The sequence below is a fragment of the Arthrobacter sp. E3 genome, from assembly GCF_017353415.1.
GTDB lineage: Bacteria > Actinomycetota > Actinomycetes > Actinomycetales > Micrococcaceae > Specibacter.
In genome coordinates, this window is sequence record NZ_JAFMPX010000018.1 from 44,169 (window position 1) to 59,662 (window position 15,494).

General features: G+C 61.5%; 14 protein-coding genes. 10 read left to right on the top strand and 4 right to left on the bottom strand.

What is annotated here, in order from left to right; translation table 11 throughout:
- The first annotated feature begins 460 nt into the window (after window positions 1-460).
- Both JMA46_RS09535 and JMA46_RS09545 read left to right on the top strand, forming a co-directional pair.
- The gene (locus JMA46_RS09535; RefSeq protein ID WP_207345110.1) at window positions 461-931 is read left to right on the top strand and encodes a pyridoxamine 5'-phosphate oxidase family protein; all 471 of its coding nucleotides are present in this window, start codon (window positions 461-463) and stop codon (window positions 929-931) included.
- A gap of 995 nt (window positions 932-1,926) precedes the next feature.
- Complete coding sequence (locus tag JMA46_RS09545; RefSeq protein WP_207345112.1) at window positions 1,927-2,466, top strand: flavodoxin family protein; 540 nt, start codon at window positions 1,927-1,929, stop codon at window positions 2,464-2,466.
- A gap of 171 nt (window positions 2,467-2,637) precedes the next feature.
- Here JMA46_RS09545 and JMA46_RS09550 read toward each other — a convergent pair whose 3' ends face one another.
- From JMA46_RS09550 to JMA46_RS09560, 3 genes are all read right to left on the bottom strand, one after another.
- Window positions 2,638-3,807: an FG-GAP-like repeat-containing protein gene (locus JMA46_RS09550; protein WP_247647201.1), complete on the bottom strand. Its 1,170-nt coding sequence runs from the start codon at window positions 3,805-3,807 to the stop codon at window positions 2,638-2,640.
- Between the two features lie 553 nt (window positions 3,808-4,360).
- Window positions 4,361-6,157, bottom strand: a complete 1,797-nt coding sequence (locus JMA46_RS09555; RefSeq protein WP_247647202.1) for a DUF5671 domain-containing protein — start codon at window positions 6,155-6,157, stop codon at window positions 4,361-4,363.
- Window positions 6,097-6,609, bottom strand: a complete 513-nt coding sequence (locus JMA46_RS09560) for a hypothetical protein (protein ID WP_348770108.1) — start codon at window positions 6,607-6,609, stop codon at window positions 6,097-6,099. Before JMA46_RS09560 ends, JMA46_RS09555 begins: the two co-directional genes overlap by 61 nt.
- Before the next feature lie 233 nt (window positions 6,610-6,842).
- Here JMA46_RS09560 and JMA46_RS09565 point away from each other — a divergent pair, with 233 nt between their 5' ends.
- The 8 genes from JMA46_RS09565 to JMA46_RS09595 all read left to right on the top strand — a co-directional run bounded on the left by JMA46_RS09565 (window position 6,843) and on the right by JMA46_RS09595 (window position 14,416).
- Complete coding sequence (locus JMA46_RS09565) at window positions 6,843-7,136, top strand: hypothetical protein (RefSeq protein WP_207345114.1); 294 nt, start codon at window positions 6,843-6,845, stop codon at window positions 7,134-7,136.
- Between the two features lie 46 nt (window positions 7,137-7,182).
- Window positions 7,183-7,737: a VOC family protein gene (locus JMA46_RS17210; protein WP_247647203.1), complete on the top strand. Its 555-nt coding sequence runs from the start codon at window positions 7,183-7,185 to the stop codon at window positions 7,735-7,737.
- A complete protein-coding gene (locus JMA46_RS17215; protein ID WP_247647210.1) occupies window positions 7,691-8,050 on the top strand; it encodes a VOC family protein in 360 nt (119 codons plus the stop codon). Before JMA46_RS17210 ends, JMA46_RS17215 begins: the two co-directional genes overlap by 47 nt.
- 173 nt (window positions 8,051-8,223) lie before the next feature.
- On the top strand, window positions 8,224-9,888 hold the full coding sequence (locus JMA46_RS09575; protein WP_207345115.1) for an ABC transporter substrate-binding protein: 1,665 nt from the start codon (window positions 8,224-8,226) through the stop codon (window positions 9,886-9,888).
- Between the two features lie 24 nt (window positions 9,889-9,912).
- On the top strand, window positions 9,913-10,890 hold the full coding sequence (locus tag JMA46_RS09580; RefSeq protein WP_207345116.1) for an ABC transporter permease: 978 nt from the start codon (window positions 9,913-9,915) through the stop codon (window positions 10,888-10,890).
- Window positions 10,887-11,780, top strand: coding sequence for an ABC transporter permease (locus JMA46_RS09585; protein ID WP_247647204.1), 894 nt, complete (start codon window positions 10,887-10,889; stop codon window positions 11,778-11,780). The genes JMA46_RS09580 and JMA46_RS09585 overlap by 4 nt, the downstream gene beginning before the upstream one ends.
- Window positions 11,777-13,471: an ABC transporter ATP-binding protein gene (locus JMA46_RS09590; protein WP_348770109.1), complete on the top strand. Its 1,695-nt coding sequence runs from the start codon at window positions 11,777-11,779 to the stop codon at window positions 13,469-13,471. Before JMA46_RS09585 ends, JMA46_RS09590 begins: the two co-directional genes overlap by 4 nt.
- Window positions 13,472-13,570: 99 nt before the next feature.
- Window positions 13,571-14,416, top strand: coding sequence for a universal stress protein (locus tag JMA46_RS09595; protein ID WP_207345118.1), 846 nt, complete (start codon window positions 13,571-13,573; stop codon window positions 14,414-14,416).
- A gap of 28 nt (window positions 14,417-14,444) precedes the next feature.
- Here the strand turns inward: JMA46_RS09595 and JMA46_RS09600 are convergent, their stop codons facing one another.
- Window positions 14,445-15,464, bottom strand: a complete 1,020-nt coding sequence (locus JMA46_RS09600) for a 1-phosphofructokinase family hexose kinase (protein WP_207345119.1) — start codon at window positions 15,462-15,464, stop codon at window positions 14,445-14,447.
- Between the last annotated feature and the right edge of the window lie 30 nt (window positions 15,465-15,494).

Here is a 15,494-nt window from a genome sequence, read left to right on the forward strand (position 1 = left end):
CAGACGCGGCACAAGATCGGGCAAGGCCGCCGCCAGCAACCTGCCGCAGGGTGTGCCCTGAACGGCCCAGCAAAACCTCAACGCCTCAATCACGGACTCCCCGTACAGCGGCGGCCGGGGAGGCCTTGCCTTCACCACCTTGAGCACCAGTGCCTGCCGTAGCGCCTTACGCGCATGGTCGCGGTGCCAACCCGTCACCGCGCACAACTCATCCAAAATAGTCTTCTTAGCAGCCCGGCTCGAACGGGAATACCGAAGGGCACTGGCCTTCGTGATCGCCTGACGTTGACTCATCAAAAGCTCCATGGCTCACAGTGCCCCGCCAGCAACCACCAGCACGGCAGACGCGCCGCTACGCGGGCATTACCAAATGATTCTTCGATAACAGCTACGCGGGCATCTTTGATGAGTCAACGCGGGCCCTGTTCTCACATGGCAACTCGACCCTATGATGGTTCACATGAGAGCAAAACCGGTATCACCAAAAGCAGAAGACCTTACCGCAGCACAGTGCTGGAAGCTGCTTTCCGAAACGTCCATCGGACGGCTCGCCGTTTGCGTGGACGGGCGTCCCGACGTCTTCCCCGTGAACTTCAAGGTTGACGAGGAGTCACTCCTGTTTCGAACAGGTGGGGGCAGAAAGCTCGACGACCTCCGCGCCGATGCATCGGTGGCTTTGGAAGCCGACGCCGTAAGCGGGGAATTCGGCATCGCCTGGAGTGTGGTTGTCAAAGGCCACGCCGAAATCACCACCTCAGAGAGCGAGGTTCTGAACGCCACGACTCAGGGCATGTTCCCTTGGCAAGGAGTCGGAAAGGACCAACTCGTCCGAATTGTTGTCGACGAAGTGACGGGCAGGCGCTTCACACTCGATGCGACCATGACGTTGACTGTTCCCCTGGATGCCTCAATCCGCGCCGGGCTGGAGTAGAACTCCGGAATCTTCCCTGGTGGGTTAATTTCATGCGTCGAGACCGGCAAAGGGACGTAGACGCATGAGGTAAGTTAGTGCTGACATTCGTCATCACTAATTTCCCTCAATGGCTTTCATCGTCCTGAGCCGTATTCACCACAAGCACTGGACAATGCGCGTGGTTCACGCACGCCCGGCTGACTGAGCCCAAAAGAAGCCCAGCGAAACCGCCGTATCCACGTTTCCCAACCACAAGCATGTCCGCTCCATCGCTGAGCTCAATCAGTTTCTGCCTTGTCTGGCCTCGGACCAGGCTCGTGGAGATCTTCTCTGGCAGCGGAGTCCCAAAGGTGTCCGAGACACTGTCCTGAAGTAGTTGTCGGGCTGCGTTTTCAAGATCCGCGGCCGCCTGTGAAGACTGCCCTGCCGCCGACGCCGAGTCACTCCAGCACATCACTACATCCAGCCACGAACCAGTCGTCCTTGCGATGCGTTCTGCTTCCCGGAGGGCCGCAATTGAGCCTGCGGATCCATCTATGCCGACGACTATGCGGCCTGATTCCTTGTCATTGCCCATGGTGCATGCCTTTCGCGGGTTCCAGTAGCTGCTGAAATCAATACTCGTGCCCCGTACATGCACCGTCTAGGGTCCAACGGCACCAATCGTTTTAACGATGAGTGCTCCTGTCCACGCCACGGAATCCTTCCCAACGCGAAAGTTGCCACCGGGAGAGCACGTTCACCATGCCAGTTTTCTGTAAGGTACCGGCGGAGATCGTCCGCGGCCTCAATTGTTTCCCAGTGATTGGGCGTGAGCCTCTTCTCCACTAAACGGTCCATCCATTTCGTTCGTGTTCCTGGCTGCGGCAGCGAGTGTAAGCAGCTTGATACCAAGGGCAGGAGCAACTACATTGCTGCCCGTGGGGGACGTTCGGCACTGGCACATTGGACCGGCACCAGCAAGTCTGGAAACGGCACCGATCAACCCTGCATCTGCAAGAAAGGCAATCAAGATGAGCATCGCAGTCGTCTATGAGTCCATGTTTGGCAACACCCACAGAATTGCGTTGGCCATTGCTGAGGGACTCGCTCCCTTTGGTGTGGTGGTCACGGCAAACGTCAACGACCAGCAAGCCAAGGAAGCCACGCGTTCCGCCGACTTGGTGGTTCTCGGCGGACCAACCCATGTCCATGGAATGACCAGGCCGGAATCGCGCAAGGAAGCATCAACTTTGGCGAACGATACATCAAAGGATCTGTCGCTGGAAGCCTCAGCGCCGGGCATCGGGGTGCGTGAGTGGATCAAGGACCTTGACCTGGTTCCGGCCCTGTGCGCAGCATTCGACACCCGGGTGGACATGGCGCGCATCCTGACAGGCGCAGCATCCGGGCACATCGAACATGCGCTTACGAAACGAGGCTCACGCTCCATCATTTCACCGGAGAGCTTCCTGGTGTCCAAGGACAACGTCCTCGAAGATGATGAGCTGGACCGGGCACGCAACTGGGGCGCCAGCGTTGGCAAAGCCATGGAGCAGTTCATCCACCACTAACTTGCGCCGCCGGTACTGCTGAGTCCCGAACCGTCAGTGAGGATTCGGCGTGCTGTTGGGGATCGTTACTCTTTGGGGCAGTGGACCCGCCGCGCTCATGCTGGTTCCAGGCCGGTTCATCAACCTAACCCGCCGAGCTTACCCTGGCCCGCTACAGAAACTCGCGGGTCTCTAGAAAATCGTGTTGATGGCGGTCCAGCCATGACCCACCTGAACTCGAGCTGCCCACGCTCCCTGTGCTGTGCGCGGGTACAGCCAGAGGGCACCAGTGGCGTCATACCCCAGAACATCTGCAGTTCTGTCACCGTTGAAGTCACCCGGACTCATCAAGGTCGGGAGAAAATTCCAGCCGTTTCCTATGAGCACACGCGGGTTCCAGCCGCCCGCCGCGTTCCGTGGATACAGCCACAACAGGCCAGTGGCGCGTTCCCGTGCCAAGATGTCAGCGGTTCCATCACCATTGAAGTCGCCAGGGGCCAGCAAAGTGTTGAAGATGCCCCAGCCGGTCCCAATCAGCTGCGGTGCCAACCAGCCACCGCGACCATTGCCCGGGTACAGCCATAACCGTCCCGTCGCTGTTTCACGAGCCAGCACGTCAACCTTTTGATCACCGTTCATGTCTCCAGGACCCACAATGGAGTCGAACCCATTCCAACCGTTCCCGATCACCCTCGGTGCCAACCAGCCGCCGCGGCCATTTCCTGGATACATCCACAAAAGTCCTGTGGCCGGTGCTCGTGCGATCACGTCGCCGTAGCCATCACCGGAGAAGTCTCCCACCGTCTCCAGTACATTGAATCCGCCCCATCCGACTCCAATGGTTGCAGCCACACCGAACGTGCCACGGCCCGTGCCTTGATAGAGGCACAGCTCGTTCGTCGCTGATACACGGCCCAAAACGTCGTTGTTCCAGTCGCCGTTGAAATCCGCGGTGGAGCTGGACAGTGTGGACCCCGGCATGGGCAGCGCCCCCATGCGGTAATTTGCACACGCGATGTCGTAGTCGCGAACATCGTCATACCACTGGGACAAGTAGACCGCACCACCGGAGAAACTGGGCTGTACGCAGCGGTCGTGAGCCTCCGTGGGGTAGTCAAGCCGACCCGCGGTGGCCCAGACGGGGACACCCGGGAGGTACCAGGAAGCAGTGATGGACTGCCAGCCGCTGGCATACGAATACAGGCCGTAGGAGAAGCCGGCATCCCGCAGTCCACGCATCAGCCCTTCCACGACATAGCGGTTCTCGCGCTGTTGAGCGGCGGTCGCAGTGGGCCACGGTTGGGCTGTGCGGGGTTCGACGTCGATCCACACCATTGCTGGACGGAAACTGTTCCGCACCATGCTGGCGACTGCAAATGAAGCCTCAGCATACCCAACATTGGATAGTTGCCCGGCCCGGGTTGTTGCAGACCATGGACCGCTCGAGCGGTAGGTCAGAAGTTGGGCTGGGGTGGGGAATGCAGCCATGGCGTACGCATGGGCAGTTTTTGAATTGCTCCGCACCCAGGTGAGCTGGCTGCCAAGGCAGGGATTTTCCGTGAATGGAAGACCTTTGGTCAATCCGAGAATTGCAAATTGTGTGTTGCTCGGTGGCATGGGCAGGCCATAACCGCCATCAGCTGGGGAACACTGCGGCCAAGAGATGTCGTGTCCCGATAGTTCCGCTGCTTGGGCCGGTGCTGCTACCACGAGGAAGCCCGTGACGAGTCCGAGGATGGCGAGCAGGCTTTGCATCAGGAGCCGCCCGGGCACCTGATGAGTGGGGGCTCTGTGCTGATCTTTGATACGGCGGCGATGTCGGTGCATGATATCACTTCCCACTTTAATTCAACCACTCAAGTGCGCCGAGCGCCAGAGTTTCCGTGACCAAAGGAAGACTCTCTGGTGGCCATTCTTAGTCCACCAGCGGGATCACCTCGATGGCAGAGCCGGGACCGGTCACCACCAACACGCGTTTGCCCTTGACGTCCTTCAGTGCCTCGGCCAGAAGGTCCAGGGGCGGACCAAACGAGGGGATGTCCTGGTCGCTGTCCGAGGAAAGTGTTGGTGTCTGGCTATGGGTAGGTTTACGCAGCCACAGCTTGACCATAGCCCCAGTCTGCTCCTCAATCATCCGCTGCAGCACCAGGCCTTCCCCGGAGGCAACCAAAAATACTTGGTCGATGGTGCGCAGCTTTCCAGGAAGCGGTGCCACGGCTCGATCCTGCCGCCAAACGCTGAAATGGTACGCGGCGACCAACGCAGTAGCAATAAACAGCCCCAGTGGTGCGCGCACGCGGTCAATCAACTCACCGCCACCATGGTCCGCCAATGCGAACTCGAACAGCCGATAGCCGAGCACCAGCAGGGTGACCAGTGCCGACACAGCACTCAAGCCGAAGACCGCGATCAGGTAGATCCGGCGGCCTGCAGATCCTTCCAACGTCTCAGTGCGGTGGGCAGGCTTCCACGCCAGCCACCACAGCGGTGCGCCAACAACAAACGAACTTATGCCGGCAATGAGCAAGGTACGAACACCGGATCCTGCCAAAAGACTTCCAAACGGTACCAGCAGCGCATTCACGATGACTCCGATGCCTGAGGCCGTCGCCACGAGTGCAACACCCGATACTAGCAAGCGTGCCGTCCTGGCGATGCCAACGGACCGCGCGAATGCTGCGCGGTCGTGATAAGCCAAAACCAGGGCACCGAACACGGCCGAGGCCACGGAAAAGCCCAGCGGTTCAAGAATTTGCGCCGCGGGCGCACTCCCATCAAATCCAAGTCGCAGCAGTCCGTTCAAAGTGATTCCGGCGCCAGCCAGCATCAGGACGCTGCTGGCGAGGATTCCGACTATGGCCAGGACCACGCTTGCCAAACCTCTGCGGGCGAACCGCACCTTCGTCCGCACCCAGTACCACCACCAAACCAGCACCCCGCCGGCGGCCCATAGAAGAGCGCCCAGCAGGTTCTGCCACCATGGTTGGCCGAACGTGCTCACCCCGGCCAAACCGTGAATGGCGTGTTCGAAGAGCAGGCCCAGCGTAGTTGTTGCCCCACCCGTGCCAATGACCAGTCCGTAGGCAGCACCAAGGATGGGCGCCACCTGCTGCAGCCGGAGCGGCCGACGTCGTGCGTCCTTTGACATCTCCCGGTGCCAAAGCCAGACGGCGGCCCACACCACCCCGGTGGAAAAAGTTTGGGGTGACCAATTGCCTCCAACCAATGATGCAGCGGTGGAAAGAAGGGAACTGGTAAAAATGATGAGCGAAACCGTCGACGCACCCGCCACGTAGACACCCCAGGACAGCGAATCCTGTTCTGCCGGTTCGTCGACCCTGCGCCACACAATCCACCACAGCAGGCCTGCGAACGGTCCCCCGATCAATGTGAATGCAAGCGACCTCGCCAGGCTTGCGTTATCGTCGCGAACCAATTCGACACCTGTATCCATCAAACGTCCGAGTAGGCCGGCAAGGCCAATCGCCCCAATAACGACAAGCGTGAAGAGCAGTACAAACACGATCAGGCGCCGAACTGTCGGCGCAGATGCCACCTCACCGGCGTGTGGGGCCGAGCGGGTCGTTTTCACAATGAGCAGGGTGACGCCGGCAACCAGCGCCGCACCAATGAGGATGACCAGTGCGGCTGTCACTTCATCCCCTCGTTCGGGCAGATGGCCAGATCCCATGGCGTAGATGCGATGCGCCATGCTCCGACTATTTTTACGAGGCTGAAAACATCCTCATAGCTTGATTCCTGAGCGCCAAACGGACCGTTCCCGGAAAAGGAAGCGATGGAAACGGCCACGTCGGCGGAGTCGGACCGCTCCTTGGTCGAGATGAGTGTGATGGTGAGGTTGTCGGCCTGGAACTGTTCCATCGGCGAACAGTTCGCAAGCACATCGTTGGTGAGATACCCGGCAGCCGTGGTCTCATCCCCGTCCACAGCTGCCGCGACGTACCGTTGCACCACCCCAGCCGGAGTGGATTCCGCCAGGAGTGTGGGTTCCCCGCGGGTCAAGACGATCGACAACGCGGCCACAAGAACGAGGATGATGATCACACCAAGGATGATCAGAGGAGTTTTTGCGGATTTCTCCTGCGATGGCGCCACAACGGCGTCCTGATCATGTCTTTCCCGCGGGCTATCGGCGGAATCCACGAAGCACCCTTTTGTAAGCCGTTGCTTCAGGCATGCCTTCTCCCCTCATTATCTAAAACTCAGCAGAGATTCCATTCCACCGGCACGGAAATGCACCTGGTAAAGGCAACTGTCGCATACTTGCCGCGCCGTGTCAGCCTGCGACGAAACTGGTGCCACATGCCCATTGCCCTCCCCCACCGGCACTTCTATCCTTGTGAAAGCAGAATCCGCGCAGAAGGGCAGGTACCACCGTGAGCCGCAAGGTCACCGCGCATCTGTTCAACTCACTGAACGGGGTGATGGAGCGCCAGAACCTGAGGCAGCGTTACACCTTCGGCCAATGGATCAACCCGGTGCGCAAGCACGTTGTCTCCGCGACCCTGCCGGATGAGCTGCCATGGAACAACACCCGCATCGCAGGGGATCCCGTTGTGTACGTGAAGAACCTTCGCGGGCACGGTGCCGGGCAACGTCATCCTGCGCTAAGCCCCCACCGTCAGCCAGAATATGCTTCGAATCTTGACCCCTGCCGTGCACCGCCGTAGGCCTTGTCCAACCCACCAGAAGAACTCATGCAGCGAATCGTGCCCAATGTATAAGTGTCAAGGCAACGCGGACGACGTCGGCCGCTTCTATGCAGATGTCCTCCCGGACACGTCCATGGACGTGGTTGCCTCCTATCCCACGAACAATTGGCCAGACTTCCAACGCCATCTCGCGGGGCAACCGCTGGTTGTGGATGTGAGCGTGGGTGGTTATCAGCTCCGTCTTATCAATGCGGGAGGCGAGTACCGGCCCACTCCGGCGTTGTCTATCATCCTGACCGTGGATCCGAGGTCGTTCAAGGGCGGCGCTGATGAGGCACGCACCCTAATGGCGACAATGTGGGCGGCGCTCGCAGATGGTGGCGAGGTTCGCATGCCTTTGGACGAATACCCTCACAGCAAACTGTATGGCTGGGTTCAGGACAAGTTTGGGGTGAACTGGCAATTGATGCTTGCCGCACCGGACGCTGAGCGGCGCCCGGGCGTGATGCCCCAAGTTTCTGTTCACCGGCGAGGCCGCCAAGGCGCAACAGGCGATCGACCTCTACACAGGCCTGCTCCCGAACTCGGCCCCGGGAATGTCCGTGCAGAAGCCAGATGATGCGGGAGGCCTCCTTTTCGCGGAGTTCACACTGGCTGGACAATGGTTCTCTGCGATGGATTGCGGAGCGGGGCACGACTTCACGTTCACCCCGGGGCTCTCCCTTCAGGTCGAATGCACGGATCAGGAACAGATCGACTCGTTGTGGGAAGCTCTCAGTGCCGTGCCCGAAGCCGAACAGTGCGGCTGGTTGGTGGACAGGTTTGGGGTGAGCTGGCAGATTGTGCCGCGGAATATGGCCGAGCTGATGCAGAACCCGGGCGCCTATGAAAGGATGCTCACCATGAAGAAAATCATCGTCGCAGATCTCTAAGGCACGGCGGCGCCAGCCTATGACTTAGCCCACATGCGGCCAGCCCGGCTGGCGACACGCGCTAAAGTGGATCGCGGTACCCGCCGACGAGTGCCCTGTGGCCTGTGCCCGAAGGGAACAAACGGCGATCACCCACGCATCGCTCCATTTCACCGGTCCGCAGGAAGAAGTTCATGACTCTCGCACACCCCTTGGCCAACAGGCTGGTCCCGGCCGCTACCGTCCTGGCCGCAGCATTGGTTCTTGCCAGCTGTTCACCAGCCGCCACGTCCTCGGATACCAGCACTGACGCTGGCACGCCAGTCACCGGCGGAACCTTGGTGTACGCCTCCGGCGATGCCGAACCCACCTGTCTGGATCCGCACGTCGGCGGCAACTACCCGCAGGCACTTGTTGCCTCGCAATACTTGGAGACCCTGTACACGAAGGACGCAGACGGCAAGCTGATCCCCTGGCTTGCAGAGGACTCCACCGTGTCCGACGACGGGCTGACGCGCACTGTGAAGATCCGGGACGGAATCAAGTTCACCGATGGTACCGCCCTGGATGCTGCCGCGGTCAAGACAAACTTTGAGCACCTTTTGAACCCGGAAACGGCCTCATCCACCGGCTACCTGGCACTGGGCAAGATCGACTCCATGGACGCTGTCGACGCCACCACCCTGGAGCTGAAGCTCAAGACCCCTGACAACTCGCTGCTCGAGTCCTTCTCCATGCCTTGGGTTGCCATCGAATCCCCCACGGCACTCAAACGCACCCAGGCCGAAAATTGTGCATCTCCCGTCGGAACCGGCCCGTTCAAGGTCGAGTCCTGGAAGAAGCAGGACTCGGTAAACCTGGTCCGCAACGCCGATTATGTGCTCCCTGTTTCGACAGCGGCACACGCGGGAACCGCCTACCTGGATGCCATCACCTGGCGCTTCATCCCCGAGGCGGCAACGCGCTATGCGGCACTGCAGGCTGGGGAAGTTCAGGTCATCGATAACGCCCAGCCGGACGCCATTGCCGCAGCTGGCAAGGTCTCCACGATCAAACACCTGGATGCGCCCCGCCCCGGCGCCTCCAACCGCATTGAGCTGAACTCCTCCAAGGCACCGTTCAATGATGCCAAGGTCAGGGAGGCCTTCATCCATGCGGTGAACGTCAAGGCAAGCATCGACTCCTTGTTCTTCGGCACGGCGCCGCAGTCATTCTCCGCCCTGTCCAGTGTGGAACCGCTGGCTTACTCGGAAGAGTCCCTGTTTGGTTACGACGCCGCCAAGGCTGGCAAGTTGCTGGATGCCGCGGGTTGGAGCAACCGCGATTCCGAAGGTTACCGTGTCAAGGACGGAACCCGGCTCTCACTCACGTTTCCTGTGAGCACCAGTCAATCGATCCCGGCGGAGCAGTCGCTCTTTGAGCAGATGCAGGCCACGGCCAAGGAATCGGGCATCGAGATCAAGATCAACTTGTTGGATCTCTCCAGCTGGTACGGGGACCTGGCCAAGAATGACTACGACTTGGTGTCCGCTCCGTACACCAAGGTTGGCCCGAGTGTTCTCTCCGTCCTGTTCAGCTCCGCTTCAACTATTCCCGCACCCTCCGGCTATTTCGCCAACCACTCCCAGGTTAAGGACCCGGCCCTTGACGCGTTGCTTGAGACCGCAGGTTCCACCAAGGATGAGGCCGAGCGCAAGGACCTCTACACGCAGGTGCAGAAAAAGGTTCTGGAGGGCTACTACGTGCTGCCGCTCTATGACCAGCAAAACCACTTCCTTTACTCGGACAAACTGAAGAACGTGGGTGCCACCACGGCCGTGGCAACACCGACGTTCTTCGACACCTGGCTGGCCAACTAGATCCTTCACAAGACGCCCCCGCCCATGAGTGCCTCCGCAGCCGCCACCAACCGATCCCACGGTAGTTTTGGGGCATCCGTTCGTTGGCTGCTGCGCAAGCTTGGTGGGGGTATCTTTGTGCTCTGGGCAGTAGCTACCGCAATCTTCTTTGGCATCCGGATGATTCCCGGGGACCCAGCAGAGGCCATCCTGGGTGGCCCTGGGTCTCAGGCCTCGCCCGAAGCCCTTGCAGCAGCCCGGGCCCAGTATGGCTTGGACCTGCCCCTGCACGTCCAGTACTTTGGCCAGCTGTGGCGCTTGGCCACTGGGAACATGGGCACGTCCTATTCGTTGAAGATCCCGGTCACCGACGTGCTGCGAGAGCTGGTCCCTTCCACCCTGATCCTGGCTGTTCTCGCGCTCCTGCTGGCCTGGGCCATGGCGCTGGTGCTGGCTGTGCTGTCCACGCGCAGCGGAGGCTTGGGTACGGCGCTGGCATCCGGGCTGGAAATCGTCTCAGCCGCGGTGCCGCACTTTTGGCTGGCCAGCGTGCTCATCATGGTCTTCTCCACGGCGCTGGGGTGGCTTCCGCCGGTGAGCACCAACACCCCAGCCGGCTTGGTGCTGCCTGTCATTACCCTGGCGTTGCCGCTGGCAGGATTTCTGGGTCAGGTCATGCGGGACACCATGGAGGAGGCCCAGCGTTCCGCATTTGCGCTTTCTGCACGGGCACGCGGGGAATCAGAAACCGGCGTGCTACTGCGCCATTCACTGCGGCACGCAGCGCTTCCCGGCATTGCGCTCTCAGGCTGGGCGTTGGGTTCGCTGCTCTCGGGCGCCGTGGTGGTGGAGTCCATCTTCGCCCGTCCTGGGCTGGGACGTTCATTGCTCTCTGCGGTGACCACCCGCGACATACCGTTGGTCACCGGCGTCGCACTTCTTTCCGCTGCCTCCTATGTGGTGATCATGGCCCTGTCAGACATTGCAGAGCGCCTAGTGGACCCACGGATCAGCGCGCCATGAGTATCTTGGAACCGGCTCTGCCGTCAGTGGATCCGGTGCTGAACCCACATACGGCCCGTAAGGCACGCCCCGGCGGCACCTTTGCGAGACAGATTGCGGCCCACATCCCCTGGGTCGTGTCCACCGCCGTGCTGCTCTTCTTTGTTCTTGCAGCCATCGCACCGAACCTCTTGGCACCCGTTGACCCGCTGGCCATCAACCCCAGCGAAGCGTTCTCCGCACCCGGTGCCGGGCACCTACTTGGCACCGACGAATCGGGCAGAGACATTTACTCCCGCATTGTCCACGGATCACGAGCCTCACTGCTCATTGGTGCTGCGGCTACCGGCATAGGTCTCAGCTTGGCGTTGGTGCTGGGGACCATCGCCGGATTTGGTGGGCGGTGGCTGGACTTTGGCGTGGGCCGGATCCTGGAGGTGCTGTTTGCCTTGCCGGGACTGCTGCTGGCCCTCGTGTTCATCGCCCTTGCAGGACCGGGCGTGGCCACCACTGTTATTGCGGTGGGCCTGACCACCGCACCCGGATACGCCAGGATGATCCGTGCGCAAATCATTGCGCTGCGGACCTCCCCCATGGTCGAGGCCGCCACGGTGCTGGGGCGCAGCCGGACCCGCATCCTGACCACCCATATCCTTCCCAACGCACTGGCGCCCATTGCCGTGCTTGCCACGTTGGGATTGGGACAGGCCATTCTTTGGGCCGCTTCGCTGAGCTTTTTGGGACTGGGAGCACCTCCGCCCGCCCCCGAATGGGGCACCATGCTTTCGGCTGGCCGCACCTACCTTGTCCTGGCCTGGTGGATGACGCTGTTCCCGGGGCTCGCCATTGTGCTGGTTGCCGCTGCTGCCACGGTTCTCTCCCGATCGCTGAAGTCGCGAGGTCCCCGGTGAGCGCGGGCGAGCCCGTTCTCCGGGTCGAGAATCTGAACGTCTCCTTTGGTGGAAGGAACGTTGTCAGCGGGGTTTCCTTCACGGTGCATCCCGGGGAATGTCTGGCGTTGGTGGGCGAATCCGGGTCCGGTAAGTCGGTTACCGCCAGGTCCCTGATCGGCTTGGCCGGACCGGGCTCACTGGTACAGGTCGAGACACTCGACGTTGCCGGCCGTGACGCCCGCAATGTGTCACAGCGCAGCTGGCGTGCCATCCGCGGCAAACATGTGGGGTTGATCCTGCAGGACGCGCTGACGTCCCTGGACCCGCTGCGAAAAATCGGGAAGGAAATTGACGACGCGCTGCGCATTCACTCCGGCCTTTCCGGAGCGCAACGTGCCGCGCGCGTGATGGAACTTCTGGACACCGTGGGCCTGGACGATCCCATCCGCCGGGCTGCCCAACGGTCAGGGGAACTCTCCGGCGGTATGCGCCAGCGTGCGCTGATTGCCTCAGCCATAGCCTGGGACCCCCAGCTGGTCATTGCCGATGAGCCCACCACTGCACTGGATGCGACCATCGCCGCTTCTGTCATGGCCCGGCTGGGTGAATTGCGTCAAACAGGCTCGGGGATGCTTCTGATCAGCCACGACCTTGCGACCGTGGCAAATGTGGCCGATTCCATTGCCGTCATGCAGGCCGGACGCATCGTGGAACGCGGCCCAAAGGAGCAGGTCCTCAACGACCCGCAGCACCCCTACACCCGTGCGCTGCTGGCGGCGGTTCCTGCGGGCAAGCCACGCTTCACGCGCCTGTCCCCCGCTGTGGACACCCCCGCGACTTCATCGCACCAGCCAGCCAAGATTGTGTCAGCGCAGAGCGAGCTGGCATCCCCGGGCGAGGTCGCTGCGCAAGGTGAGGCGGCCGACGTCGTGCTTCCAGTGCTCAGCGCACGCGGGCTGTGCAAAAGTTTCCCGCTGGCCGGGAAAGCTAATTTCAGGGCCGTGCACAGTGTCGACTTCGAGCTGCTGCCCGGGCGAACCCTAGGCGTGGTGGGTGAATCCGGTTCCGGGAAGACCACCACCGCCCGCATCGCCCTGGGACTGATAAAGCCCGACGCCGGAGATGTGCGGCTCTTCGGTGAACCGTGGAGCGCGGTGCCCGAATCCGGGCGCCGATCACGCCGCTCGTCGCTGGGCGCCATTTACCAGGACCCACTTTCCTCCTTCGACCCGCGTCTTTCCACCGGCTCGCTGCTGGCCGACGCACTGAGCTCTGGTGCCACCCGGAATCCGCGCTCCCACTCCAAGAGAATCAACGAACTGCTGGAGATGGTGGGTCTGGAACAGGATGTGGCAGCACGCAATCCCGCTAGACTCTCGGGTGGGCAGCGGCAGCGTCTGGCCATTGCCCGCGCCCTGGCACCGGACCCGCGCGTGTTGATCTGCGATGAGCCTGTCTCCGCCCTCGATGTCTCCATCCAGGCCCAAGTCCTTGACCTGCTTGATGAACTGCAGCAGCGGCTTGGGCTGAGCTACCTGTTCATCTCCCACGACCTCTCGGTGATCAGGCACATGAGTGATGATGTGCTGGTCATGCGCTCGGGGGAAGTTGTTGAATCCGGGGCAACCGAAGCTGTATTCACCGCGCCGCAGCACCAGTACACGCGGGAGTTGTTGGCGGCGGCGCCGCCGCTCCTGCGTGGACGCTGAGGCAGCCCGAGTTTCAATCTGCAGGCTGCCCCGTAGACTCTGAACGTGCCGGCACGGGGACTGCACATTCATCACTGGGACGAAACTCAAGGAGCATCGGTGCGGAACTCTCAAGACATCGTGGTTGGCTATGACGGCTCCGCTGAAGCATGCCAAGCAGTATTGTGGGCCGTGACGCAAGCCGTACTGAGGAACTGCCGGCTGCACCTGGTTCATTGCCACCTACGGCCAGTGCCGCCCCAAGACGCCCCACCGGTCCGCGCCGCAGCAGGAAATGCCGTGGCCCCCTCCCCTGAAACCATCCTCGCCGAGGGCGTGGCACTGGCGAAGGGCATCGCCCCGGAGCTGGATGTACATGAAAGCCTGATCTACGGTTGGCCCGCCATGCATCTGAGCAAAATCTCGGCCGCCGAGGAGATGCTTGTCGTGGGCAGCCGGGGCATTGGCGGTTTCATGGGCCTCCTCGCCGGGTCTGTAAGCCTGGAATTGGCGGCGACGGCCAACTGTCCCGTCGCGGTCATCAGAATGCCGGAGCAACCTCCTGCCGGGGCAGTCGTCGTGGCCATTGACGCAACCGGCTCTGCAGCAGCCCTGGCTGACGCGTGCTCAATGGCCGTGTTGACGGGTGCCGCTTTGAAGGTGCTGCATGTGCGGCCTGACAAGAATGGTTTGTCATTGATCCGGAGACGCAGCAGCAAGGTGCCAGCCGACGTTTTGGAGGCTGCCCTGGCAAGCGCCCGCAATCTTGCTCCCGGAGCCAGCATCGAAGGGGAACTGCTCACTGAGAAGAACGCCGCCCGTGCAATTCTCAAAGCTTCCCAGGACGCCAGCCTGATAGTGATGGGAACCACGGGACGCGGACTGATCAAGGGCGTCATCGGCTCCACCACGCATGCGGTGCTCCACCACGCGCGCGGACCGGTCCTCGTCTCACGACGGAACTGAACTTCTCAGTTCGCCGACGATGGGCCGGTCACTCGAAAGTGAGTGCAAGGGCCGCGATTTCCGCCTCGAGGCGATCGACGTCGTCCCGGCAGCACAGTTCCGTTGCCGGTGAAATCACGGCGGCACTTCCCGCGGCCACCGCCGATCTCAGGGCCGCCTCAGCCGGGTAGCCCTGTGCGAGTCGCAGGACAAACGCGGCTAGAAAGCTGTCACCGGCGCCGACCGTGCTGACCACCTTGACCGACGGCGTTGGCAGCCGGATGGCCCCGGACTTGGAGGCGAGCACGGCCCCGGCTTCGCCCAGTGTCAGCGCGACGTATTCTGCGCAACCCTCCGCAATCAGCGCGGAGGCCGCGTCGATTTGGCTCTGTTCGCTGTCAAGGGTTGCACCGACATGCTCGGCCAGTTCCCGCCGGCTGGGTTTGACCAGAAAGACTCCCTCGGCGAGGGCTTCTGCAAGGGCCAGCCCCGAGGTGTCCACCACGCAGCGCACGTCGGCCTCCCGTGCCAGCCTCGCGAGCTGTGCGTAGAAGTCATCAGGAACTCCCGGCGGCAGGCTGCCGCTGGCAATCAAATATCCACCTGACCGGATGGTCCGGCCAACAATCTTCAAGCAATTACGCCACTCATTTTCACTAAATTCAGGGCCTTCCAGGACGAACCGGAATTGTTTCCCCGTTGATTTCTCATCAACTGTGACATTCTGCCGGGTGCTCCCTTGCACTGCCGCCACCAAAACAGGGATTCCCTCGGCTTCCATCAACCGGCGGTAGGTGTCTCCGGTGGTGCCGCCTGCGGTGTAAACAGCCACGGCCTGGCCACCGAGCCGGTGTATCACCCTGGCCACGTTTGCCCCGCCGCCTCCCGGATCGAGGGTGCTGCGACTGCACCGGAGTTTGTGGCCGCTGTAGACAACGTCCGTTGACGTACTGACGTCCAGTGCGGGGTTCATGGTGAGGGTGACGATTTGCTTGGAGCGCCATGAGGATGAAGCATCCGTGAGCCCCACCAATGGCGAACCGGCCCTCTTGGAATCGATGGGTTTCATGGATTAACTGGTCCCTTCAGGGCTCGTTTT

Excerpts from the sequence above, each read along its gene's own strand:
- JMA46_RS09535 (WP_207345110.1), top strand. The coding sequence starts at position 461 with ATGAGAGCAAAACCGGTATCACCAAAAGCAGAAGACCTTACCGCAGCA.
- JMA46_RS09545 (WP_207345112.1), top strand. The coding sequence starts at position 1,927 with ATGAGCATCGCAGTCGTCTATGAGTCCATGTTTGGCAACACCCACAGA.
- JMA46_RS09550 (WP_247647201.1), bottom strand. The coding sequence starts at position 3,807 with ATGGTGCGGAACAGTTTCCGTCCAGCAATGGTGTGGATCGACGTCGAA.
- JMA46_RS09555 (WP_247647202.1), bottom strand. The coding sequence starts at position 6,157 with ATGGCGCATCGCATCTACGCCATGGGATCTGGCCATCTGCCCGAACGA.
- JMA46_RS17210 (WP_247647203.1), top strand. The coding sequence starts at position 7,183 with ATGTATAAGTGTCAAGGCAACGCGGACGACGTCGGCCGCTTCTATGCA.
- JMA46_RS09575 (WP_207345115.1), top strand. The coding sequence starts at position 8,224 with ATGACTCTCGCACACCCCTTGGCCAACAGGCTGGTCCCGGCCGCTACC.
- JMA46_RS09580 (WP_207345116.1), top strand. The coding sequence starts at position 9,913 with ATGAGTGCCTCCGCAGCCGCCACCAACCGATCCCACGGTAGTTTTGGG.
- JMA46_RS09585 (WP_247647204.1), top strand. The coding sequence starts at position 10,887 with ATGAGTATCTTGGAACCGGCTCTGCCGTCAGTGGATCCGGTGCTGAAC.
- JMA46_RS09600 (WP_207345119.1), bottom strand. The coding sequence starts at position 15,464 with ATGAAACCCATCGATTCCAAGAGGGCCGGTTCGCCATTGGTGGGGCTC.